Source organism: Listeria welshimeri serovar 6b str. SLCC5334, from assembly GCF_000060285.1.
Taxonomy (GTDB): Bacteria; Bacillota; Bacilli; order Lactobacillales; family Listeriaceae; genus Listeria; species Listeria welshimeri.
In genome coordinates this window covers 534,919-557,162 of record NC_008555.1, presented here as the reverse complement: position 1 = coordinate 557,162, position 22,244 = coordinate 534,919, and the positions used below count along the sequence as shown (strand labels likewise).

The 22,244-nt window shown below is 35.5% G+C and carries 25 protein-coding genes; 18 read left to right on the top strand and 7 right to left on the bottom strand.

The genetic code is table 11. The features are described from left to right. Nucleotides 1-12: 12 nt before the first annotated feature. Both LWE_RS02665 and LWE_RS02660 read right to left on the bottom strand, forming a co-directional pair. Nucleotides 13-1,530, bottom strand: coding sequence for a peptide MFS transporter (locus tag LWE_RS02665; protein ID WP_049789853.1), 1,518 nt, complete (start codon nt 1,528-1,530; stop codon nt 13-15). Between the two features lie 52 nt (nt 1,531-1,582). Then, complete coding sequence (locus LWE_RS02660) at nt 1,583-2,764, bottom strand: iron-containing alcohol dehydrogenase (RefSeq protein ID WP_011701364.1); 1,182 nt, start codon at nt 2,762-2,764, stop codon at nt 1,583-1,585. A 210-nt stretch (nt 2,765-2,974) separates the two neighbouring features. Between LWE_RS02660 and cbpA the strand changes: the two genes are divergently transcribed. The 17 genes from cbpA to LWE_RS02580 all read left to right on the top strand — a co-directional run bounded on the left by cbpA (nt 2,975) and on the right by LWE_RS02580 (nt 14,327). Beyond that, nucleotides 2,975-3,610, top strand: coding sequence for a cyclic di-AMP binding protein CbpA (gene cbpA / locus LWE_RS02655; RefSeq protein WP_011701363.1), 636 nt, complete (start codon nt 2,975-2,977; stop codon nt 3,608-3,610). Between the two features lie 256 nt (nt 3,611-3,866). Then, nucleotides 3,867-4,814, top strand: a complete 948-nt coding sequence (locus LWE_RS02650; protein WP_011701362.1) for a sugar-binding transcriptional regulator — start codon at nt 3,867-3,869, stop codon at nt 4,812-4,814. A gap of 257 nt (nt 4,815-5,071) precedes the next feature. After that, entirely contained in the window at nt 5,072-6,322 is a 1,251-nt protein-coding gene (locus tag LWE_RS02645) for an NAD(P)H-dependent oxidoreductase (RefSeq protein ID WP_011701361.1), read from the top strand. A gap of 55 nt (nt 6,323-6,377) precedes the next feature. Next, the gene (locus LWE_RS02640) at nt 6,378-6,758 is read left to right on the top strand and encodes a transcriptional regulator GutM (protein WP_011701360.1); all 381 of its coding nucleotides are present in this window, start codon (nt 6,378-6,380) and stop codon (nt 6,756-6,758) included. A 24-nt stretch (nt 6,759-6,782) separates the two neighbouring features. Then, entirely contained in the window at nt 6,783-7,304 is a 522-nt protein-coding gene (gene srlA, locus LWE_RS02635) for a PTS glucitol/sorbitol transporter subunit IIC (protein WP_011701359.1), read from the top strand. 21 nt (nt 7,305-7,325) lie between these two features. Then, on the top strand, nt 7,326-8,312 hold the full coding sequence (gene srlE / locus LWE_RS02630) for a PTS glucitol/sorbitol transporter subunit IIB (RefSeq protein WP_011701358.1): 987 nt from the start codon (nt 7,326-7,328) through the stop codon (nt 8,310-8,312). An 18-nt stretch (nt 8,313-8,330) separates the two neighbouring features. Continuing rightward, nucleotides 8,331-8,681, top strand: a complete 351-nt coding sequence (locus LWE_RS02625; RefSeq protein ID WP_011701357.1) for a PTS glucitol/sorbitol transporter subunit IIA — start codon at nt 8,331-8,333, stop codon at nt 8,679-8,681. A gap of 108 nt (nt 8,682-8,789) precedes the next feature. Beyond that, nucleotides 8,790-9,710 (top strand): ABC transporter substrate-binding protein, encoded by a 921-nt coding sequence (locus LWE_RS02620; protein WP_011701356.1) that lies wholly within the window; start codon nt 8,790-8,792, stop codon nt 9,708-9,710. Nucleotides 9,711-9,927: 217 nt separating this feature from the next. Next, complete coding sequence (locus tag LWE_RS02615) at nt 9,928-10,194, top strand: TIGR04197 family type VII secretion effector (RefSeq protein ID WP_011701355.1); 267 nt, start codon at nt 9,928-9,930, stop codon at nt 10,192-10,194. A gap of 12 nt (nt 10,195-10,206) precedes the next feature. Then, a complete protein-coding gene (locus LWE_RS02610; protein WP_011701354.1) occupies nt 10,207-10,554 on the top strand; it encodes a DUF3958 family protein in 348 nt (115 codons plus the stop codon). Beyond that, nucleotides 10,551-11,933, top strand: a complete 1,383-nt coding sequence (locus LWE_RS02605; protein WP_011701353.1) for a colicin E5-related ribonuclease — start codon at nt 10,551-10,553, stop codon at nt 11,931-11,933. The genes LWE_RS02610 and LWE_RS02605 overlap by 4 nt, the downstream gene beginning before the upstream one ends. 4 nt (nt 11,934-11,937) lie before the next feature. Beyond that, on the top strand, nt 11,938-12,381 hold the full coding sequence (locus LWE_RS02600; protein ID WP_011701352.1) for a hypothetical protein: 444 nt from the start codon (nt 11,938-11,940) through the stop codon (nt 12,379-12,381). A gap of 123 nt (nt 12,382-12,504) precedes the next feature. Next, nucleotides 12,505-12,996 carry an EndoU domain-containing protein gene (locus tag LWE_RS02595; protein ID WP_309148174.1) on the top strand — a complete coding sequence of 164 codons (492 nt, stop codon included), beginning with the start codon at nt 12,505-12,507 and terminating at the stop codon, nt 12,994-12,996. A 28-nt stretch (nt 12,997-13,024) separates the two neighbouring features. After that, complete coding sequence (locus LWE_RS02590; protein ID WP_041176309.1) at nt 13,025-13,339, top strand: hypothetical protein; 315 nt, start codon at nt 13,025-13,027, stop codon at nt 13,337-13,339. Between the two features lie 47 nt (nt 13,340-13,386). Then, entirely contained in the window at nt 13,387-13,560 is a 174-nt protein-coding gene (locus LWE_RS14630; protein WP_011701349.1) for a hypothetical protein, read from the top strand. A gap of 14 nt (nt 13,561-13,574) precedes the next feature. Next, nucleotides 13,575-13,883, top strand: coding sequence for a hypothetical protein (locus LWE_RS02585; protein ID WP_011701348.1), 309 nt, complete (start codon nt 13,575-13,577; stop codon nt 13,881-13,883). 201 nt (nt 13,884-14,084) lie between these two features. After that, on the top strand, nt 14,085-14,327 hold the full coding sequence (locus LWE_RS02580; protein WP_011701347.1) for a DUF1871 family protein: 243 nt from the start codon (nt 14,085-14,087) through the stop codon (nt 14,325-14,327). 231 nt (nt 14,328-14,558) lie between these two features. Here the strand turns inward: LWE_RS02580 and LWE_RS02575 are convergent, their stop codons facing one another. Continuing rightward, the gene (locus LWE_RS02575) at nt 14,559-15,725 is read right to left on the bottom strand and encodes a serine hydrolase domain-containing protein (RefSeq protein WP_011701346.1); all 1,167 of its coding nucleotides are present in this window, start codon (nt 15,723-15,725) and stop codon (nt 14,559-14,561) included. Nucleotides 15,726-15,961: 236 nt separating this feature from the next. Between LWE_RS02575 and LWE_RS02570 the strand changes: the two genes are divergently transcribed. Then, nucleotides 15,962-16,978, top strand: coding sequence for a tagatose-bisphosphate aldolase (locus tag LWE_RS02570; protein WP_011701345.1), 1,017 nt, complete (start codon nt 15,962-15,964; stop codon nt 16,976-16,978). A 54-nt stretch (nt 16,979-17,032) separates the two neighbouring features. Here the strand turns inward: LWE_RS02570 and LWE_RS02565 are convergent, their stop codons facing one another. The 4 genes from LWE_RS02565 to LWE_RS02550 all read right to left on the bottom strand — a co-directional run bounded on the left by LWE_RS02565 (nt 17,033) and on the right by LWE_RS02550 (nt 22,152). Then, nucleotides 17,033-18,214 (bottom strand): M20 family metallopeptidase, encoded by a 1,182-nt coding sequence (locus LWE_RS02565; RefSeq protein ID WP_011701344.1) that lies wholly within the window; start codon nt 18,212-18,214, stop codon nt 17,033-17,035. Beyond that, nucleotides 18,207-19,451: a Zn-dependent hydrolase gene (locus LWE_RS02560; RefSeq protein WP_011701343.1), complete on the bottom strand. Its 1,245-nt coding sequence runs from the start codon at nt 19,449-19,451 to the stop codon at nt 18,207-18,209. The genes LWE_RS02565 and LWE_RS02560 overlap by 8 nt, the downstream gene beginning before the upstream one ends. Before the next feature lie 24 nt (nt 19,452-19,475). Next, nucleotides 19,476-20,666 carry a hypothetical protein gene (locus tag LWE_RS02555; protein ID WP_011701342.1) on the bottom strand — a complete coding sequence of 397 codons (1,191 nt, stop codon included), beginning with the start codon at nt 20,664-20,666 and terminating at the stop codon, nt 19,476-19,478. Between the two features lie 163 nt (nt 20,667-20,829). Next, nucleotides 20,830-22,152 (bottom strand): 6-phospho-beta-glucosidase, encoded by a 1,323-nt coding sequence (locus LWE_RS02550; RefSeq protein WP_011701341.1) that lies wholly within the window; start codon nt 22,150-22,152, stop codon nt 20,830-20,832. Nucleotides 22,153-22,244 lie beyond the last annotated feature (92 nt).

Here is a 22,244-nt window from a genome sequence, read left to right as displayed (position 1 = left end):
TTTTGCATTTATTTAATGAACGCCCTTCATGTATTTTTTCAAGAATGGCGCTAAAATGAATAATCCTATTGCGAAGGCTATGGCCACAAAGCCAGTTATTCCAAAATAAGCAATTTCTGTATCGGCGCTAAAGAACTGCGTTGCTTGTGCGTTAAACGCTTGTCCCATTGCGTCAGACAGGAACCAAAGACTCATTGTTTGAGATGCAAAAGCTTTTGGCGCTAATTTTGTAGTTGCTGATAAACCAACTGGCGAGATAAACATTTCACCAAAAATACAGATGAAGAAACTTAATACTAACCAAAGCGGGCTTACAAGTGTTGTTGTATTTCCATGAATAATTCCTGGGAACATCATAATAACAAAAGATAAACCAGCGAAAAATAATCCTAACGCGAATTTACGCGGTGTAGATGGTTGTCTATCTCCAAGTTTTGTCCAAATCCATGCAAAAACTGGTGAAAGAATAATAACAAATACAGGATTAAGTGATTGAAAATTAGCTGGATTTAATTGAAAACTACCAATGGATAAATCTGTTCTTTCAGCAGCAAAAATTGCTAACGTACTAGATCCTTGTTCTTCAATCATCCAAAATAGAACGGCAATTAAAAATAACGGTATGTATGCAGTTAATCTGGATTTTTCATCTGCTTCTGTTTTCTTACTAGTCATCATCATGATAAAGTAAGCAAGTGGAACGCCAACTCCCATAACAGTTACTGCAAGAATAATAGTATTAATAGTTAAACTACCAGTAATCATAGTTAAAATGGCGATTAAAATACCAATTCCCACAATAATCCCTGCAATTTTTAAAATAAGGCTAATAGTTTCGGATTTTTGAAGTGGATTGGGTACTTTTTTACCTGCTTCTTTTAAATAACGTTTTCCTGTAAGAACATAAACGATTAGCGCAACTGCCATACCAACGGCTGCCACACTAAAACCAGCATGGAAACTACCAGCTTTGTCAGAAACCGCGGAAACAATAAACGGCGCAATAAAAGCACCTAAATTAATCCCCATGTAAAAAATACTAAAACCAGCATCTCGACGATTATCTCCTACTGGATATAAATCGCCAACAACGTTAGATACATTTGGCTTAAGTAAACCAGTTCCTAAGATAATAAATGCCATTGAAACAAATAGAGCAGTTGCTCCACCATTAGGAAGCGCAAGGACAATATGCCCAACCATTATTAATACGCCACCATAAAAAATAGTCTGTCGTGGTCCAAGAACCCGGTCTGCAAACCAGCCGCCTATAACTCCTGACATAAAAACAAGTGATCCATATATAGACATAATTGCTGTCGCGGTAGCTTGGTCAAATCCTAGCCCACCTTTTGCAACAGAATCATACATATAATAGATAAGTATTGCTCGCATCCCGTAGTAAGAAAATCGCTCCCAAAATTCCGTGTTAAATAAGGTAGCGAGTCCACGCGGATGCCCAAAAAATGTTTTTTCCTTTGATGCATTCTCTGTACTCAAGAAAATTCGCCCTCTTTCATCTCTTTTCATATTAAATTAAGTAAATGCAGTTTATGCTAGTTACGAAAAGTTTCGTTTACCATTATAAAGCATTTTTATAAATTTGACGAGAGACTTCTAAAGTTTGATCACCGTGTTCCGAAATATTTGTTAAACCATGACGTTCTAGTTGGTCCACAAGTACATCTACTACTTCTTCACCAAGACCATAATCGCTAAATCTAGTCCCTGCACCTAAACTTTCAAAAAACTCACGTGTTTTCAGAATCGCTGCATCAATTTTTTCATCATCGTTACCGTCTGCAATACCCCACACTCGCTCAGCATATTGTACTAATTTATCATGTTTTTCATTACGACGAACATTTAATAGGGATGGAAGTACAATTGCTAACGTACGTGCATGATCAATTCCATAAAGTGCTGTAATTTCATGTCCTAAACCATGGCTTGCCCAGTCTTGCGGAACGCCTCTAGATAAGGTTCCATTAAGTGCATTGGTTGCAGACCACATGAAAGTAGCTCGTGTATTATAATCATGATTATCTTCATCAATAACATCTGGACCAATTTCAATTAATGTTTGTAGTAAGCTTTCGGCATAACGATCTTGTAGCAAAGCACCAACTGGATACGTCATATATTGTTCCATAACATGTACATATGCATCCATAATTCCGTTCGCTAATTGACGTTTTGGCAGAGTGTATGTGAGTTCCGGGTCAAGTAAAGAGAAAACTGGGAAAGTATACGCACTACCAAAGCCAAGTTTCGCTTTCTTTTCAACAAAAGTGATAACACCACCACTATTCATTTCAGAACCAGTTGCTGGGAGAGTTAAAACAGTTCCAAAAGGAAGCGCCTGTGTGATAGGACGTTTTTCACCAATTCCACTACCAAAAATGTCTATTGGATTCCCATCAAACAATGCACCTGCAGCAACAAATTTTGTACCATCAATAACAGAGCCGCCACCAATAGCAAGCAAAAAGTCATAGTTTTCTTCTTTCACTAATTTAATTGCTTTGATTAATGTTTCGTATGTAGGGTTCGCTTCAATTCCACCAAATTCGCCTACTTCTCGTGATTTAAGCACTTCTTTTACTTTATCTAAAGTACCAAAACGCTTAACACTACCGCCACCATAAAGTAACAAAACTTTTTTATCTTGAGGAATAACCTCATTTAATTCTTCTAAACGATTTTTACCAAAAATAATATGAGTAGGGTTATAATAATCAAAATTCAACATTTCTTTTTGCATTTTTAACGTCCTTCTTTCGGTTTATAAATTTACATAGCATAGTTAATAATACACTTTTTTTAGAAAATTTAAACCTATAGCCAAAAGTTTCCATTTATATAAGTAATTAATCGCATTTTTTCCGAATTATCGAGACAATGAATAGTGATTTTCTATACAAAAGTCCTACTTTACGTTAAAATAAAAAGGAAGAAGAATGGAGTGAATAACATGTTGATAAAAAACCTTTGTATCCCTAAAATAAATTTAACAACCGTTCCCGGCGATGCAACTTTACAAGAGGCTATCAATTTACTAGAAGAATCTGGTTATCGCTGTGTTCCCGTATTAGACGAAAAAGGCGAAAAATTCTTAGGTAATATTTATAAAATGCATATTTACAAGCATGCAGCAAATGGTGGGAGTTTAAGTGACCCTGTAATGAGCTTAATTAAAAATGCAACGAAACACATTAGTGTCAACGCATCTTTCTTTGAAGTCTTTTTTACCATTAAAGAACTACCTTATATTGCTGTTTTAAATGAACAAGGTCATTTCTATGGGATTTTAACGCATGGTAAATTACTTGGTTTGCTTCAAGATGGATGGAATGTCAAAACGACCAGTTATGTTCTTACTATAGCAACCGGAGAAGTAAAAGGCGCTTTAACAAAAATCACCAAAATAATTGACCGTTACTCAAGTATCTCAAGTTTAATTACACTAGATAATCAAACAGAAGACTTTATCCGCCGCGTGCTCGTTTCCTTACCAGTCGGTGTAACAGAAGATACTAAAAACGAAATTATTACTCACTTAGAACGAAAAGGTCTTCGTGTTGTAGAAACAGAAAAAATTCAAAAATAAAATAGAAACAGCTTGAGCTGAGGGAGAAGTCCTTTTTCAAGCTGTTTTTTTGTGCATCGTTAAATTGTTTACTGTTGTTTTATTAGTTCAATATAAATTATCATATATTTCATTCAAAATACTATTTTCTAAAGATCAAATCATTGCCTCTCTCCCTAACTTTGCATAAAACAAATTATATGATACTATTAGCATAAAACATTTGTGACGAAGTATAACTTTTGTTCCATTATTATGTAGAATGGAGGTAACAAAGATGAAATGGGAAGAAAAAAGAGACATGGTGAAGATTGCTACATGGTACTATCACTATGGTTGGACACAAGCACAAATTGCTAAAAAAATCGGGATATCCAGATCAATCATTTCTAAGACACTACAACGCGCAAAAGACTTAGGTATCGTGGAAATTTTTATTAAAGACGAAACTTACTACACGGTAGATTTAGAACAAAAATTAGAAGAAAAGTTCGGCTTAGAGGAAGCTATTGTCGTTGCAACACATGATATGTCTGAAGAAGAAGCGCTCAATTTCCTTGCTAAGGAAGCGGCTTATACTCTTAGTAAAAGAATTGCCAAAGTTAATACACTCGGAATTTCATGGGGAAAAACTATTCGAAAATTCGCCAATGAATTTCCTTATATCCCACATAAAGATTTAACTATTATTCCACTAATTGGCGGAATGGGATCAAGCGATATTGACCTTCACTCTAACCAAATTTGTTATGACCTAAAGAAAAAAATGCAGTGTCACAGCAAATATTTATACGCCCCGGCCCTAGTGGAAGATACTGAAATGAAGATTGATTTATCAAAAAACAAATACATTAACGAAGTGCTTGAAGAAGGAAAAACAGTAGATATGGCAATTGTTGGTGTATCAAGTCCATATAACCAAAGTACAATGGAAGAAATTGGTTACATCGTCCCTGAGAACATTGAAGAATTACGTTATAAAGATGTAGTTGGTGATATTAATTCACGCTTTTTCACAGTAGATGGTCAAGAAGCAAATACAGAAATTAATACGCACGTTATCGGTCTGAGTTTGGAAGAATTAAAGAAGATTCCTACCGTTGTGGCACTCGCAAATGGGTTACATAAAAAAGACGCGTTAGTTGCCGCTCTTGGCGCTGGATTGATAGATGTGATTGTGATTACCGATAGAATGGCCGAATACATTCTTCAAAAAAATGATTAGCAAGCAAATCTGCTTTCAAAAATACTAACTACCAAAAGCTCTCTCCCACAATGGAATGAGCTTTTTTTATTTTCTTAAAAACAAAAATTTTTAATATTCCATTGACGAAAAAATTTTAAAGTGTTATATTTAATTTGTGAAATACGACATTTGTCACCACCCGTGACAAATGTTACAACATCCGTTTATTAGAATAAAATAGCTTAATCCGGAGTTTTATTTTAATAAATGAAAACGATTACTAGGAGGAACTTAAAATGACTTTATACAGACAATTGCTTGCCCGTGAAAAAGAAAATAATCCTATTCGTGTTGGCGTTATCGGCGCTGGTCAAATGGGGTTCGGTATGATTTCACAAATCGCCGCTATTCCAGGTATGAGTGTAGTTGGCATTAGTGATATTCATGTGGAAGCTGCAAAAAAAGCAGCGGATGCCTATAATGCTTCCGCAACAAAAAAAGAAAAAATTCTATTATCAAATGACTTTAAAGAAATTATTCATTCTGACCTTGTAGAAGTGATTGTCGATGCTACTGGCGTTCCAGAAGTCGGTGCAAAAATTTCCCTAGAAACTTTACTTGCTAAAAAACAACTCGTTTTGCTAAATGTTGAAATTGATATTACTATCGGGCCGCTAATGAAGAAATTATATGATAGCGCTGGTCTTGTTTATACAGGTTCTGATGGGGATGAGCCAGCTGCGATAACTGAACTTTACGAATTTTCCAAATCCATGGGTATGGAAGTACTCGTTGCCGGAAAAGGAAAAAACAACAAACTTAAAATTAGCGCCAATCCTGATAGTTGCCAAGCCGAGGCTGACGGAAAAAATATGGCATCACACATGCTAGCAGCTTTCCAAGATGGTACAAAAACAATGGCAGAAATGAATTTGCTTTCTAACGCAATTGGTTATGTGCCAGATGTAGTTGGGATGCACGGTATCTCTGGCGATGTTGATTCCGTAATTAAAGACCTTGACTTAAAAGAACAAGGTGGTATTTTAAACAAATTTGGTGTTGTAGAATATGTAGACGGACTGGCACCAGGCGTTTTCGTTATCGTTAAAGGACAAAATGAAGGTGTGAGTCATGAACTTAGTTATTTAATGAAAAAAGGCGACCGGGATCACCATATCCTATACCGTCCTTACCACCTAGCAAGTCTTGAAACTCCGCTTACTATTGCCAAAGCCGTACTTAATCATGATCACGCTATTGTTCCAATGGGCGCGCCAGTTTCAGAGACTGTTGCAGTAGCTAAAAAAGATATAGCCGCTGGTGAAAGATTAGATGGTATTGGTGGCTTCTGTGTACGCGGAGTTCTCGAAACTCACTTAGATATGAAAACAAATGGTCATATTCCAATCGGTTTGATTAGTGGTGAAGTGGTAGCACGTAGAAATATTAAAAAAGGAACATTTATTACAGACGAAGATGTTTCTTTAGATGAATCAACTACTGTTTGGAAACTTAGAAAATTACAAGATGAAACATTTAATAATTAAAGTTAATTCGGTGGGAAGCCTAACCTCTTCCCACTCTTATAAGGAGGAAAAGTAAATGAATATTGTTCTGATTGCTTCCCTCATTTTTATTGCTCAGACATGTCTTGCTTTTTTTCAAGTAAGATACTATCAACATCATATGAATAAAGTTGCGAATAAATATGCTGGAAAAATGGGTTATCATCTTTATTCTGAAATGGAACGATTGAAGTTTCGAACGAGTGCTGTGGCTATTTTAGTTGTAAATGAAAACCAAGTAGTACATGAATGCCAAATCTTAACCGGAAAAACGATTTTTGCAAAATTTAAAACGTTTACTAACTACCATCATAAAGAATTATCCGACATATTAAGTGAACTAAGTAATAAAAATAAAAATACTATTCAAGAAAAAGCAATTCTAAAAACCGTAAACAGTTGTATGAAAGCGCTTTAAATAATTAAAAAGGAGTGTTTCCCAGTGAATTATATTGAATGGTTTGGAACAAACTTTATCGGTCTATTTGAGGCTGGTGGTAAACAGTTTGTAAGTTTTATGACGGGAATTGTCCCACTTTTAATTGTCCTTTTAACCTTTACTTACTCGATTATTGCCTTTATCGGGGAGGAGCGAGTCAACCGAGCGATCCAATTTTCTGCTAAAAACATGATTTTACGCTATACCTTAATGCCGATTTTATCTGTGCTGATGTTAACGAATCCAATGGCCTACACATTCGGACGTTTTGTTAAAGAACATCAAAAACCAGCTTTTTATGACTCTGTTGTTTCCTTTTTACACCCAGTTACAGGATTATTTCCCTATGCAAATGCAGGAGAACTATTTGTTTATTTAGGAATCGCAAATGGTGTTGTGGAAGCCGGTTATAGCATGTCAAGCCTTGCTGTACGTTACTTCTTGGCTGGTGTTGTTGTCATTTTAATGCGCGGCGTAATTACAGAAACTATTACGAAATTCTTAATGCGAAAAGAAAAAGTCTGAAATAGATAGGAGGCAAATAAAATGTATCAATCAATTCATGTGAACAAAGGTCAAGGTGGTTGGGGAACTGGGCTAAATCTTACTCCAAGTGAACCTAGAACAAAAGTAGTTTCAATTACTGGCGGCGGTATTCACCCTGTAGCCAAAAAAATTGCGGAATTATCAGGAGCAGAGGCTGTTGATGGTTTTAAACATTCGATTCCCGAAGAAGAAATGATGTGTGTGGTTATTGATTGCGGTGGTACTGCACGTATTGGTGTCTATCCGATGAAACGTATTCCAACAGTTGATGTTCTCCCTTCTTCTCCATCAGGCCCTCTCGCAAAGCATATTACAGAAGATATCTTTGTTTCTGGTGTGAAGCCTGAGGATATTGAAGTCCAAACAACAGAAACAGACCCAGGAAAACCTTTTGATAGAGAAAAATTCAAAGAAGATTATGCCAAAATTAAAGAAGATCAACAAGAAGCTAGTGAATTAAAGGAAGGTTATCTTGTAAAATTCTCTCGTGGTATTGGTAAAGCAATGGGTGTATTTTATCAAGCTGGTCGTGATTCGGTTGATATGCTCATTAAAAACATTATTCCTTTTATGGCTTTTATTAGTATGATTATCGGTATCATCAATTATACTGGGATTGGAAAAATAATTGCGAATACACTTTCGCCGCTTGCTGGTTCCATTTGGGGAATGCTTTTAATTGCTTTTATTTGTAGCTTGCCTTTCCTTTCACCTATTCTCGGTCCTGGAGCAGTTATCGCTCAAGTTATTGGTGTACTAATCGGCTCACAAATTGCTATTGGCGCTATCCCAGTAACATATGCGTTGCCAGCATTATTTGCCATTAATGCGCAAGCCGGTTGTGACTTCATTCCTGTTGGTCTTTCACTTGCAGAAGCTAAACCGAAAACCGTTCAATTTGGTGTCCCAGCGATTCTATATAGTCGTATGATTACAGGTGTTCTAGCTGTTGTTATCGCTTGGGTATTTAGCATTGGAATGTATTAATTTTAGGAGGAATTTATGATGAGTAAAAGTAATATTATCGAAATCGGACCACTTGTACCAGCTTTTGAAGAGGAAAAAATTGTTATTTTATTTGGCCCAACAGCCACCAATGAATTACGCGAAATCTCGGTTATTCATGAATTTCAAGAAACTCCAAATAATTCCTTACACAAAGGAAATAAATTACACATTGGAAATCAAGAATATATAATAGAAGAAGTTGGTTCGGAAGCCAATAAAAATCTCGAAGAATTAGGTCATATCTCTGTTTATTTCCGTTCTGGGCAAAATGAGGTTTTACCTGGCGCAATTGTTGTATCTCCGGAAGTATTTCCAACCCTAGCTGTTGGTGACAGTATCCAATTTTAAAAATAAATAGCTAGAATTTTATTTCATCTTGTCAATCCTCCCTCTTTTCGATATAATTACTTTTATAACGATAATGAAAATCATTTTCAATTAGGGAGGAAATACATCATGTTTCAAAAGAATAAATGGGCTGCTATTTTCATGACTTTACTTTTAGCAGTAGTTTTAACAGCTTGTGGCAGCTCTTCGGATAAAGACTCAAGCAAAGAAAAGGAAGACACAACAAAAACTGTCACTGACACAATGGACCGTAAAGTAAAAGTTCCAACTACGCCAAAAAAAATTGTAGCACTTCAAAACGTTAGTGAAATGGAAATTCTAGGCGTTAAACCTGTTGGCACAACGGATTATTACATCACTACATACCCTAAAGCAACAAAAGGGACAGAAAGTGTTGGTAATGACAAACCAAGTATCGAAAAAATCGCTAATTTAAAACCAGATTTAATTATTATTAGTGACTATCAAAAAGACCTTTTAGAGAATTTGGAAAAAGTGGCTCCTGTTTATATCACACATTTCGGTGATACTCCAGACAAACAGCTTTCTAATATCGCAAATCTCTTAAATAAAAAAGCAGAAAAAGAAAAATGGGATAAAGATTATGCTGCTAGTTCTAAAGAAGCAAAATCAACTTTAAAAGATGCTGGTGTGGAAAACGAAAAAGCAGCAGTTATCCAGTTCTATGGTAAAGAAATCTATGTCCATGATGCAAAAATATTCGACGGATTATACTCTGGAGCTGATTTTACACCTACAGATAAAGGAAAAGCGAATCATGAAACAAAAGCTATTTCGAGTGAAGCAGTTCCTGAATACGCTGCTGGAGCCGATCGTTTATTCATCTTAATGCCTGCTGATGGGAATGAAGATTCTGTAAACGAAATGCTTAAAGGCGTTTGGAAAGACATTCCAGCTGTTAAGAAAAATCAAGTATATAAAGTTGATAACACTAAATGGAGCGACTACAGTGCCGCTGCACAACTTTATCAACTAGAAGATACTGTAAAACAAATTACCGGTAAATAATAAATAAACCATTTATCATCCGTTATCCAAAGTATTCCTATCTGGGAAAACTTTGGATAACTTTTTTATATTTCACCTCTATTGCTCATGTTTTTTTCGAAAAATTCACAAAATATCTACATCTTTTCAATTTGAAATATGCTAATTTAATTGTGTTGCTTCTGCTGGCAACACTTTTTACATCCTAGTAACTTTACATTAAAAGAGGTGGATTTAAATGTTTCAAAGTAGTTTAACAACTGCACAAAAAAATGCGACACGTTTATCGGGAGCTGCACAGAAATTAAAAGAAAAACAAAACGGGCAAACAGACAATAGAACGACTTTACGGGGAAATCAAGAAGCACAAACAAATTTTAAACAAACACAAAATATTGTATCCAGTTATAGCCAAGCACTGGAAAAAACCATCGAAACCATTCATCAAGTGGCAAATGAATTTGAAGCAATGGATCAATCCTTATCTCAGAAAATCAACTTCTAGGAGGCTTTATACATGGATTTAATCGATGAATTAAATGGGAAAATACTACAAAATCGTTATCAGTTAGAAGAAATGGAAACAAAGGAACGCGCTTTTTTGCGATCAGAACAAGAAGTATACATGCTTCTGCAAGACAAAGATAATTTATACTATGAAATGCAAGAAACTTTTTCGAGCGGATCCCACTCTCCTACTTTGCAAAATCAACAGCTAGAACTTCAAAGAATTCAAAATCAACTAATGGAAGAAATGGATACTGAAAAATACCGCATTCGAAAGGAACGTATCCAATTAGAAAAACAAGAGGACGACCTTCTACTTGAACGAAAGCTAGCTTGGGAGAAGGTGGAGAATAAGTGAGTATAGATATGTTTCTAGATAGCGCTGACCAACAAGTTGATGCTATTAGCAGTCAATGCCGCACCTACATAACAGGACTGGAAGATGTAAAAACAGCCATTGCTCAATTTGCACTTGAAGATAGTTTACAAGGAAAAACTTATGATTCTGCAAAAAATTATCTTACTACCACCTTTATCCCACTTGCAAATGGTATTATTTTAATTTGTGAATCACTCGAAAAAGCAGCGAAAAGTTTTCCAAAATCTTACCGTAATGAGGTAGATGGCATTTCTTTACAAGAAGAAATATTGCGTAATCAAATCAATCGCTTAACAATTCTTGCCCAAAATATCGAAAACATCGAAAATGCTTTAAAAGCTACCCCTCTCTCCCCTCTTTTAAAGCATTTTTCAGAGACGCTGCAAAACTCTAAGCAAGAGGTTCAAAAACAATTAGTAAAATTACTGTCTTTTGACCCTGTATCTGGACAATTATTTATAGAAGTTGAAGGCTTAATAGATAATGTAGAACGTGGTTTAAAAGAAGTAAACAGCGGAAAATCTTTCAACGCTTCTACTGGAACATTTAGCACGATGGGCTTAAATATGGACTGGATAAAACCAATCAACCAACAATGGGAAATATACGCCAAGTCAAAGGAACAATTGGATACATTTGAGATTAAAGTAACCAAAACTCAGTATGGCACTTTTTACCAAGTCCTTCGCAATGGCCAAGTGGACGACGAATTAAGCAGTGCCTATCAAATGGCTGCCATAAAAAGTGACATAAAGACTTTATTACATCTAGGTGGCGAATTTGTTCTTGTAAATGATATTTACCGTTTAGTAAATGGGAAAGACTGGCTGAGTGGAGAGGAAGAAAATCGTGCAGAAGCAGCTGGTTGGCTAACATTATCAGCCCTCCCCGTCTCCAAACTAGCGCAAATCGCTAAAGAATTAAAAGCTGGAAATCGTGCCTTAAAAGGTGTAGCATTAAGCGAGAAAGACCTCGAAGCACTAAGCAAAGCTGGCGTGTTTAAAGATACTAGTGGAGTTGGGAAGAAGGCTAAGAAAGCTAGTGGAGGTAATATAAAATCTGATGATATAAAATTTGGAAGTTCTGTTAAATCTACAAAAAAAGTAAATAATCAGATGAAAAAACGTGGTTGGAGTGAAGAATCAGTAAAAAGTGTGGTTGACCATCCGCATACAACAAGAAAGAGTGTCAATAAAGCTACTGGGAATGATGCCACTGTATTTTATGACAAAGATGGTTCATATGTAATTATTGATGACAAAACAAAGGAAATTGTTCAAATCAGTGATAAGTTTGATAAAAACTGGGTGCCCGATGCAGGAATAGTCGATCCTTATAAACCTAAAGGAGGAAAATAATAAGTTGGAAGAACAAGAAATCATTGAAAAAGTAGAAATCTTACCAAATAATTTTAGTGAAAATGACAGTATTTATATATCACAAGAAAACATTAAAAATTTGGTTTTATTTTCAAAAGAAAATCAAACAGTTTTAGAATTGTTGATTACTCCTTTTCTAATTTGTGTAAATAGTGGGTTAAAATATGAGTTGCATTATTATGAAATTTCAACAGAAATTAGTAAAAATGATACAGAAATCATAGGTTTTCCTTTTGAAAATAAGCTACCAAAAGAAATTACAGATAATATTTCTCCTAAACTTTTTGTAAGAAGAGAAGATTATTCAGCTTTTGAGAATTTTTTAAGTCAGTATTTTAATGCAATGAATAACATGGAATTTGCAGATGATAAACAGGCTATAGGTATGATTGAACATGGCGCAACATTATTCTACGAAGTATTATAATTTTAGAATTTTAAGAGTGATATCTAAAGAGCTAGTATTGTCATTATATGGTCAGAGATAATGAATTCATTATTTTTGACCATTTTTGAAATATATCTTTAAAACTTTTTAGCAACAGAAAGGATAATAAATTTCGTACATAAAAAAGATAAACTTCCCCGCCCCAAGAAAGCTAGTGGAGTTAAGGAGAAAATAGAAATCCCTAAAGAAAGTTTAGAACATGCTAATTTAGGTGATTTTACTAGAAATCCTAAGACTGGTGCAATTTCAAGAATGAAAGGTGGGGGGCATGGACAAGATAATATTGATTTTTTGAGAAAAAATGACATAGAAGTGAATATCGAAAAAACATATCCAAATGGTGTTAGGGCTGGTAATGTACCTTCGCATAAAACACCTTCTAAACGTACTGGAACTGGTCAATCATGGTTTCCAGAAAACTGGACAGCAAAAGATATTGAGAGTGCTGGACAGCAAGTAGCAAGCCTTCCAGAATTTGTAAAAGCAAAAGATGGAGAAATTATATTTGGTGAGGTTAACAGAGTGAGAGTAGGAGTAATAAAAACAAATGGAAAGATTGGTACAATTTTTCCAGATGGTACTAAACAGCCTTAATTTTGTATATTTAGAAGGAGGAAAGTTTATGAGTATTTCAGATGAAATTCAAGAAAACTTAAAAAAAAGAAGAAGTATAAATCAAGATGATGATTTTGGACTAGAACGAAGCTGGGAAGAATTAACAAATATTTTATCAAAGAATGAGGATGAAACAATTAAGTACTTGATGAATTGTTCTAAAGATGATGTATTATTTATTAGTTCTGTTTTTGACTATGTTTCCGAAAATTTACAAAGTAAGAAGTTTATATCTTGTTTGAGGGAATTAGATAAAAAGTATCCTGATTTGAAATTAACATCTTTTATTGATGATGCGGAAGATTATATTAAAGATAATTAAAAAAATTAATTGACACTGGTGTGCAAAAAGAAGGAACTTGACGAAGTGTGAAAGGGACACATGTATATAAGCCAAAAAAAAGACTTTGGGCCTTTATTAATGAAGAAGGTAAAGGACGACCTATTTATGAAGTTATTTACAATGGAAAAAAATATAGAGTTGCAATAACTGTTGGTAAGAATGGTTTCATTGTTGGTGCCAATCCTGTTTCAATTAAATAAAGGGGTGTAAAATAATGAGTGAAGTAAGATTATTTTTGGATTATAAATGTTATCCTGTTTGGGTATACGACGAAGCGGGATTTTTGGAAGAAAATGATTTACCCGATGAATTAAAAAAAGATAAAGATTTAGATGAAAAGTTAACACATTTGCAAGATAAATATAATAATTTGTTTACAGATACTGAAATTGAATTTCGGTATAATGGCTTTAACGATGAGAATGAGAAAGAGAAATTCCTTCGAGAGTTTACAGAGATTCAAAAAGAATTAGAAAAAAAACTAAAAAATAAATATAAAGTTGTTAGTAAAATTTTAGTTTAATAATTTTATACAATAAAGAAAATCGGCAATCTCCCAATAGTGTTTGTCCACGCAAACATGTCAATAATATGATCTAAATAAAAAAGATGGTGTTGCAATTGTTAGCAAAGATGGTAAATTAGTTACTACATGGGGTAAAAAGATTATGACGAAGTAATGAAAAAGATAATAGAAGAATTGTATGGAAAGTAGAGAGCTATTATGTATAAAAAAGTTGAAAAAATAATAAATGATTTGGATTCAGTAGATTTGTTTCCCTTAGCTCCAAAAGATGAATATAGTCAAGAAATCAATAAAATAATTAGTATTGTCAAAGAAAACCCTAACATTGATATAAGTGGATTAGCTAAAGTGATAAGAAAAATTTTTATAGATTCGTTTGGAGAAAATTTATTATTTAAAAATAATGAAGAAGAAATAGCGAAAAAAATTTTAGCATTATAATTATTTTTAATATAAACTAGAATTTATCTAGCAATTGATTGGAAAATTGTTAACTATTTTTAAATATGACATACATAAAGACCGCCCCAAGAAAGCTAGTGGACATGGACAAGATAACATTAATTTTTTGAGAAAAAATGACATAGAAGTGAATATCGAAAAAACAAAGCCAATAGCAACGTTAGGATAGCCTAACGTTGCTATTGGCTTTGTTTGCCGTATTTCATATTTTTACTTATTGAGTAATTTGTAAATATGATTATTTACTTTCCCAAAGGAATGAATATTATTTTGGATATTAGAAAATAAAATAACGTACGTTTTACCGGTATGGCTCATGCTGTTAGACACGTTCCAACCACTTAGAACCCCGTGGCTATTATAACTTCCAGGATCTACATAAAAACCCATGCCATAACCAGATGTACTTCCTGGCGTAAACATTTTCTTTAAGCTAGCTTCTGAAATCAATTTTTTATCCATCAGCGCTTTATCGAATAAGTACATATCCTTGGTAGTCATACTTATATCTCCTGCTCCATATAATTGAGATAAGTCAGCTAATTTAGGATTTTTGTATGTACCATCTTTCTTTATCAAATAGCCTTTGGATTCATTTGTACCATTTTCAATATCTTTTTGATACGTTCCAGTATGCGTCATTTGTGCTGGTTCAAAAATATTTTTTTGCAAATAGTTAGACAAAGATTCCCCACTAATCATTTCAACAAGATAAGCTAAAACCATATAATTGGCATCTAAATAGTTCCATTTCCCAGGCTGTGATCTTTTAATCCCCTGACTTTCAATAGCTTCAATTAATTCTTTTGGCGAAACTGTCCCAGAAACTTTTGGTTTACCTACAATTCCAGAAGTATGATTTAAAAAGTTTTTTAGTAAAATTTGATTGCCATTAGGAAAATTAGGTAAGTATTTTGAAATTGGATCTTCTGTACTTATTTTACCTTTTTCTTCTAATTGTAAGATGGCAGTTGCTATTATCGCTTTTTGAGAAGAACCAATGTAGTAAAGTGTGTCTGGCGTATTTAGGGCTTTTGTTTCACGATTCGCATATAAATAGCCTTTTTGTAAAATGGTTTTTCCTTCACGAACAATTAGCACGGACCCACTAAAACCAATTTTCTTTAAATAATTATCGATTTCATAATTATTAATGATTGCTTGAGTTGGCTTTTCATTAGTCGTCTGTGGTTTTGTTGGTTTTTCAGTAGTACTTTCTTTAGGTGTTTGTTCTTCTGGTGCGGCCTCTGTATCTTCTGCTTTACTTTTGAACTCGACTATTATCCAACTTGTGGTAATAAATAGTACAAGTAAAGTACTCAACACGATAATTAGTTTCTTACGTCTTTTGTGTTTTTGTCTTTCGCGTCGATTCATTTCATCACTCCTGGTTTAGTCTAATTAGTAAATGACCTTCCCAAAAGAGAATACATCAGCTGAATTATCCCGAATTCCGCTTGATGTCTAACACTCCACATATATCGTAATTTATTCTCTTTCATAAATCAATGCGGAAATGTACCTATGTTTCAAAAAAAGTTTTAAGTGGTATAATAGTTATGGACAAATTGATTAAACGATCAATAAATTGCTATAAAGGAGACTAGATAAATATGGTACAAATAACTAAAGGTAAATTCGATGGTTTACAAAGACTCTCCAACGATAAAGGTGTTATTGCAGCACTTGCAATTGACCAACGTGGTTCACTTAAAAAAATGATTCAACAAGCAAAAGGAACAGAAAACAAAAAGGACGTTGAGGATTTCAAACAACTTGTTTCTGAAGAATTAACACCTTATGCTTCTGCGATTTTGCTTGATTTAGAATATGGTACTCCAGCAATCAAAGCTCGCCATGAAGGTAGCGGACTGTTAACTTCTTATGAAAAAACAGGCTATGATGCCACTACACCTGGTAAACTGCCTGATTTAATTGAAGACTTATCTGCACTTCGTATTAAAGAAAACGGCGGAGATGCAGTTAAAATCCTTGTTTATTATGATCCAGATGAACCCGCTGAAATCAATGAAATCAAATATGCCTTTTTAGAAAGAATTGGTGCGGAATGTCGTGCAGTGGATATTCCATTTTTCTTAGAACCAATCACTTATGATGCAAAAGTTACTGACTCTGGTTCTTTAGAATATGCTAAATTAAAACCAGCGAAAGTGAAAGCTTCTATTAAAGAATTCTCTAAACCTCGTTATGGTGTAGATGTACTTAAACTTGAAGTGCCAGTAAACTTTAAATATGTAGAAGGCTTTGCAGAAGGTGATGTAGCCTACACACAAGAAGAAACAGCTCGTCATTTTGAAGAGTGCTCTGACTTAAGCCCACTTCCTTTTATTTATCTAAGTGCTGGTGTTACTTCTGAAATGTTCCATAAAACAATTCAATTTGCTAACCAACATAATGTGCAGTATAGTGGTGTACTTTGTGGTCGTGCAACTTGGGCTGATGGAATCGAAGTTTATGGTAAACAAGGCGACGACGCTTTACGCGAATGGCTTCGTACACAAGGGAAAGAAAATATTACTTCTCTTGATAAATTACTTGACGAAGGTGCCGTTCCTTGGTGGACAAAATATGGTTCTTTCGAGGATGTTCACGTAGTAGAAAAACAATAGTATAAATAATAACAGCGACCAACTATATTGCTTAGTTGGTCGCTGTTTTTTGGATTAAAATTCATCTTGATTTAAATAATTATAGGCAAATTGAGCATATAGTTCTGCGCCATTTTTCATCGCACTTTCATCAATATTAAAACGGCCATGATGATGCGCCCATTCTGTATCTTTTGCTGGATTTCCTGAACCAACAAGCGCAAAACTACCGGAAGCTTCATCTTGGAAATAGCTAAAGTCTTCTCCACCAGTTGTTGGAGGTTCAAAATAAAGTGCGTCTTCACCAAAAGATTCAGTGATTGTTTTTTGAACAAGTAATGCGCTTTTTTCATCATTGATTACTGGTTGTGTTCCTTGTTTATATACCATTTCGGCTGTACCTCCGTAGATAGCGGCGGTTTTTTTAGCGTACTGCTCGATTGATTTTGCGACCTTAGCGCGAGTTGTGTTATTGAAACAGCGAAGCGTTCCTTCCAAATGGGCATTCTCAGCAATAACATTGAAGCGTGTGCCAACTTCCATTTTACCAATGGTAACTACGACAGGATCGAGTGGATTCGTTTCACGTGATACGATAGCCTGAAGATTCATAACAAATGAAGAAGCAATAATTGCTGCATCAATTGTGTCATGTGGCATTGCTCCGTGACCACCTTGACCTTTGAAATCGATTTCGATGATATCTGCAGAAGCGAACGACGAGCCAACTACGCAAGATATTTTGCCACTTGGGGTTTGGGACCAAATATGAATCCCAAACACGTGGTCCACACCCTCCATCGCTCCTTGGGCAACCATTTCTTTCGCACCCTCTGCATTTTCTTCAGAAGGTTGAAAAATGAAACGAACTGTTCCCGCTAGCTCGTCTTTTACTTCAACGAGTGCTTTTGCGGCGGTTAAAAGCATAGACATATGGGAATCATGTCCGCATGCATGCATTTTACCATCTTCTGTTGATTTATAAGAGAGGTCTTGGTTGAGCTCTTGGACTGGTAGTGCATCCATATCTGCACGCAAAGCAACTGTTTTTCCGGGTTTCCCACCTTCTAAATCGGCAATGAGTCCTGTTGGATTGGTCCTGCGATATGGAATGCCCAATTTGTCTAATTCTTTAGCGACTTGATCCGTTGTCCGAAATTCTTGCCATTGTAATTCTGGGTGCATATGCAAATCACGGCGGAAAGCAATCATCTCTTCTTCTTTATTTAAAATTGTTTGTTTTATTGTGTTATTCATTTGCGCTTTCCTCCGTCCATTTTTTCACAGTTTCCAGTACGACTTCTATTCCTTTTTGAAGTTGATCGTAATCGGTCCACTCTTCTGGTGCATGACTTATACCATTATGGCTAGGAACGAAAATTAATCCTACTTCTGTCATACCTGCAAAAATCATCGCATCATGACCAGCACCACTAACCATTGTTCGATATTTGAATCCAAGTTTATCGGCACTTTCGGTTAATGCTTGATGAATTTCTTTTGATAGATAGGTTGGTTTTTCGTACAGCATATCTTCTATTTCGCAAGTAATACCGTTTTTCTCAGCGGATTGGATAATTTTTTTTGTTTTTTCTAATGTATTTAGGACGTGAATTTCTTTTTTTGCGCGAATATCCACGGTAAAAACGACCTTATCGGGAATTACATTCGCGCCATTTGGATAAACATTTAACTTGCCGATTGTTAAAACTGTTCCGCCACCTTCTTGAATAGCGAGTTCTGGAAGTTCCTTAAGAATCTCCACAGCTGCGACTAGCGCATCTTTTCGGTCTAACATGGGGGTTGTTCCGGCATGACCAGCCTGACCTTTTATAGTTACCTTTATTTCGGTTAAACCGACAACAGTATCAACTAGCGCTACATCTTCGTTTGCACTCTCAAGTACAGGTCCTTGCTCAATGTGTAATTCGATGAAAGCTTTGACGGAATCTTTCGTACGAATGGCTGTATGTACTTTATTGGCATCAAAACCTAATCCCGCCATAGCTTCTGCAGCTGTAATGCCGTCCGCATCTTTCATTTCGTGTAGCATTTCTTTTGTGACTTTACCCGTAATCGTTCTCGAAGCAAGAAGTCCTGCTCCAAAACGAGCTCCCTCTTCTTCCACCATCGCGATGATTTCAAGCGGAAAATACGGCTTTATTTGTTGTTCATGAAAAACGCTAGCTACTTCAAGCCCAGTTATAACACCAGCAGGCCCATCAAAAGCCCCACCATTCGGGACAGAGTCAAAATGAGAGCCCACTATAACTGCTGGTAAATCTGGGTTTGCGCCTTCTAATCGTCCATAAATATTTCCAATGGCATCTTCTGAAACAGTAAGTCCCACTTTTGCCATTTCACTTTTCAAATAATTTCGTGCACCAAGGTCCTCTTTACTATATGTAAGTCGAGTTGTTCCCTGGTCTGGAGTTGCGGTATAAACATCTAATTGTTCAAGGTGATTTTTAATTCTTTCAAGATTTGTTTGCATTTAGCATTCCTCCCATTTTCTATTTTACAGGAAACCTACAAAAATGCCCGCTAAAACAACTGAAACGATTGTTACTGTGATAAAGCCCGCAACAAGCATGGGTGGCAGCATGTGACTAGTCAGCGCATCTCGCTCTTTTTGGTCGGTAGTAAGTGAATTAATAACTTCATTGGTAATAATGTAATCAGCCGGGAACCCGTATAAAGCAGTAAGCGAGACCGCAAATGCCAGCTCTTTACTCACACCAAGAATTTTCCCGACAATAAAGGAAAAAATGTACATTCCTATCACACCAATAACGATTGTTCCAAACATTGGCCACATCAAATCTAGCAGCATTTGTGGCGTAGCGTTTTTCAGCCCATCAAAGATAAATAACATTAGACCCATTATAGCAAAACCAAAACCATTAGCTTTTTGTAACGGTTGGCGCTCTAAGAATCCCACTGAAGTTGCAATAACACCAAACAATAAACAAAGTACGAATGGACTAATTGTTAAAATAGGATCAATTAAAACAGACAACCCATACGCTAAAAAACCAACTAATCCAAGGCGTAAAAATTTAAAATAACTAGTATTATATTTATCTGGAATTTTTCTAAACATGCGCGGTGTTTCGTGGTTATCTGCGCCATCAACTTGTGCGACTTCATTGGTTGGCTTCCATTCACCTGAACGATATTTAGCAAGCATACGTCCACCTTCTTTTTTCAACATGATGGATGTAAGTGGATAACCAGCAAAACCTTGCATAACATAAATTAATATTGCTAATACGGACAAACTGACTAGTCCAGCTGCTTTTGCGGCTTCTGACATAATTAGCGAAGAAACGACCCCACCAACAAGCGGCGGCGCAACGACCACGACAGTTTTAAAATCAAATAATAGTGTACCTATTGTAAATAGTAAAGCTAAAATCCCTAAAATCCCAGAAAGAGCTATTAAAATCGTTTTCCATTGGTTCATCAGTTCTCGAACCGACAGTAGCGTACCCATATTCGTAATAAGCAAATACATTAAAAGCGTTGCTACAATAGGTGGAATTCCTGCAATTTCTACTATATTGCTTGGGAAAAATGTCCAATATCCAAATAAGAATAAAATAGCACACACAAAAACGGATGGAACCCATGCTTTTGTTCGCGTGGCAACAACATCTCCAATAAATAAAATTAATACTACAATGACGAAAGCTAACATCTGTGACATACAAAAAACCCCTTTTTATTTTTTGACTTTTTTCAATTATGCTGTATTTTTAAAATATTACTACAAATAGAATAGTCAGTCAAATTAATTTTCGAATTCTGTGATAATTAAAATTTTCATAAAAAAAAGCAGCTCCAACGTTACGGGAGCTGCTTCATTTTTATTATTTAGCAAATTGTGGTAAAAACTCTTTGTGTGCTTCTAGCATTTCATCTAGAATCGTTTTAGCTAGGTCACCGCTTGGAACGAGTGGGTTTGAAGTAAAGGCTTGAAGTGCAGTCGCATAATCTCCTGTTACTGCTGCTTCGATTGTCAATTCTTCCATTGATTTCATCACTTGTAGTAAGCCGCGTTGTGCTGGTGGGAATTTACCAAAGTTGATTGGTTCTGCACCATGCGCACGAATAACACTTGTGATTTCTACAGCACTATCGTAAGGAACATCATCAATTGCACCGTTATTACGTGTAGATACTACCATTACAGTACCTTTGTTATTGTAAATGGAGTTGATGATTTCGCATGCTGCGTCACTATAATGGGCACCACCACGTTTAGATAATTCTTCTGGTTTATGGTCAAGATTTGGATCTTTATACAATTCGAACAAGCTATCTTCTAGTTTTTTCACGACTTCTCCGCGTGTTCCTTCGTTTTTGAATGATGCAAGTTCTTCTTCAAGCATTGCATCCGTCATGTAATAGTAACGATGATAAGGACAAGGAAGCATTTTTAGATGTTTTACTTGTTCGTATAAGAAACGCATATTTTTAATATTTTCAACGACTTTTCCAGGGTTTGCATTTGGACCATAAAGACCATCAATTACGTTTTCTGTTAATTCTGTACCATCTTTGTCAAACACGCGGTGCCAGTGCAAGTGATTAATTCCTGCAAATTTGAAGAACAAATCTTCTTCTGGTTTACCTAAAACGTCAGATGCACTTTTTACTGCTCCGATTGGCACGTTACAAAGGCCGATAACTTTATCCCAGTTTCCGTATCTAAGAACGGCTTCTGTTACCATTCCAGCTGGGTTTGTGAAGTTGATTAGCCACGCATCTGGACATAGTTCGCGCATATCTTCTACAATCCCAAGAATAACGGGAATCGTACGGAATGCTTTAAACATTCCACCAGCACCATTTGTTTCTTGACCGATAATGCCGTGGCTAAGTGGAATTCTTTCGTCTTTAATACGAGCGTCTAATAGTCCAACGCGGAATTGTGTTGTAACGAAATCTGCATCTTTTAAAGCTTCACGACGGTCAAGTGTTAAATGTACCTCGCAGTCAATGTTTGCTGCTTTCACCATGCGTTTTGCCATATTACCAACGATTTCTAATTTTTCACGACCAGCTTCAATATCTACTAGCCAAAGTTCTCTGATTGGAAGTTCATGATAGCGTTTAATAAATCCTTCAACAAGTTCTGGTGTGTAACTGGAACCCCCACCAATTGTAACGATTTTTACACCTTTTTTCATAATATACTTACCTCCTAGAATTTTAAAGCGTTTTCTTTTCTTCTCATTCATCATAATTCATGTAATGCATTACAGGTCAAGCACTTATTTTA

Bases quoted from the DNA above. Each gene is read 5' to 3' on its own strand.
- LWE_RS02665 (WP_049789853.1), bottom strand. From the start codon at position 1,530: ATGAAAAGAGATGAAAGAGGGCGAATTTTCTTGAGTACAGAGAATGCA.
- LWE_RS02660 (WP_011701364.1), bottom strand. From the start codon at position 2,764: ATGCAAAAAGAAATGTTGAATTTTGATTATTATAACCCTACTCATATT.
- cbpA (WP_011701363.1), top strand. From the start codon at position 2,975: ATGTTGATAAAAAACCTTTGTATCCCTAAAATAAATTTAACAACCGTT.
- LWE_RS02650 (WP_011701362.1), top strand. From the start codon at position 3,867: ATGAAATGGGAAGAAAAAAGAGACATGGTGAAGATTGCTACATGGTAC.
- LWE_RS02645 (WP_011701361.1), top strand. From the start codon at position 5,072: ATGACTTTATACAGACAATTGCTTGCCCGTGAAAAAGAAAATAATCCT.
- LWE_RS02640 (WP_011701360.1), top strand. From the start codon at position 6,378: ATGAATATTGTTCTGATTGCTTCCCTCATTTTTATTGCTCAGACATGT.
- srlE (WP_011701358.1), top strand. From the start codon at position 7,326: ATGTATCAATCAATTCATGTGAACAAAGGTCAAGGTGGTTGGGGAACT.
- LWE_RS02625 (WP_011701357.1), top strand. From the start codon at position 8,331: ATGAGTAAAAGTAATATTATCGAAATCGGACCACTTGTACCAGCTTTT.
- LWE_RS02620 (WP_011701356.1), top strand. From the start codon at position 8,790: ATGTTTCAAAAGAATAAATGGGCTGCTATTTTCATGACTTTACTTTTA.
- LWE_RS02615 (WP_011701355.1), top strand. From the start codon at position 9,928: ATGTTTCAAAGTAGTTTAACAACTGCACAAAAAAATGCGACACGTTTA.
- LWE_RS02610 (WP_011701354.1), top strand. From the start codon at position 10,207: ATGGATTTAATCGATGAATTAAATGGGAAAATACTACAAAATCGTTAT.
- LWE_RS02590 (WP_041176309.1), top strand. From the start codon at position 13,025: ATGAGTATTTCAGATGAAATTCAAGAAAACTTAAAAAAAAGAAGAAGT.
- LWE_RS02585 (WP_011701348.1), top strand. From the start codon at position 13,575: ATGAGTGAAGTAAGATTATTTTTGGATTATAAATGTTATCCTGTTTGG.
- LWE_RS02580 (WP_011701347.1), top strand. From the start codon at position 14,085: ATGTATAAAAAAGTTGAAAAAATAATAAATGATTTGGATTCAGTAGAT.
- LWE_RS02575 (WP_011701346.1), bottom strand. From the start codon at position 15,725: ATGAATCGACGCGAAAGACAAAAACACAAAAGACGTAAGAAACTAATT.
- LWE_RS02570 (WP_011701345.1), top strand. From the start codon at position 15,962: ATGGTACAAATAACTAAAGGTAAATTCGATGGTTTACAAAGACTCTCC.
- LWE_RS02565 (WP_011701344.1), bottom strand. From the start codon at position 18,214: ATGAATAACACAATAAAACAAACAATTTTAAATAAAGAAGAAGAGATG.
- LWE_RS02560 (WP_011701343.1), bottom strand. From the start codon at position 19,451: ATGCAAACAAATCTTGAAAGAATTAAAAATCACCTTGAACAATTAGAT.
- LWE_RS02555 (WP_011701342.1), bottom strand. From the start codon at position 20,666: ATGTCACAGATGTTAGCTTTCGTCATTGTAGTATTAATTTTATTTATT.
- LWE_RS02550 (WP_011701341.1), bottom strand. From the start codon at position 22,152: ATGAAAAAAGGTGTAAAAATCGTTACAATTGGTGGGGGTTCCAGTTAC.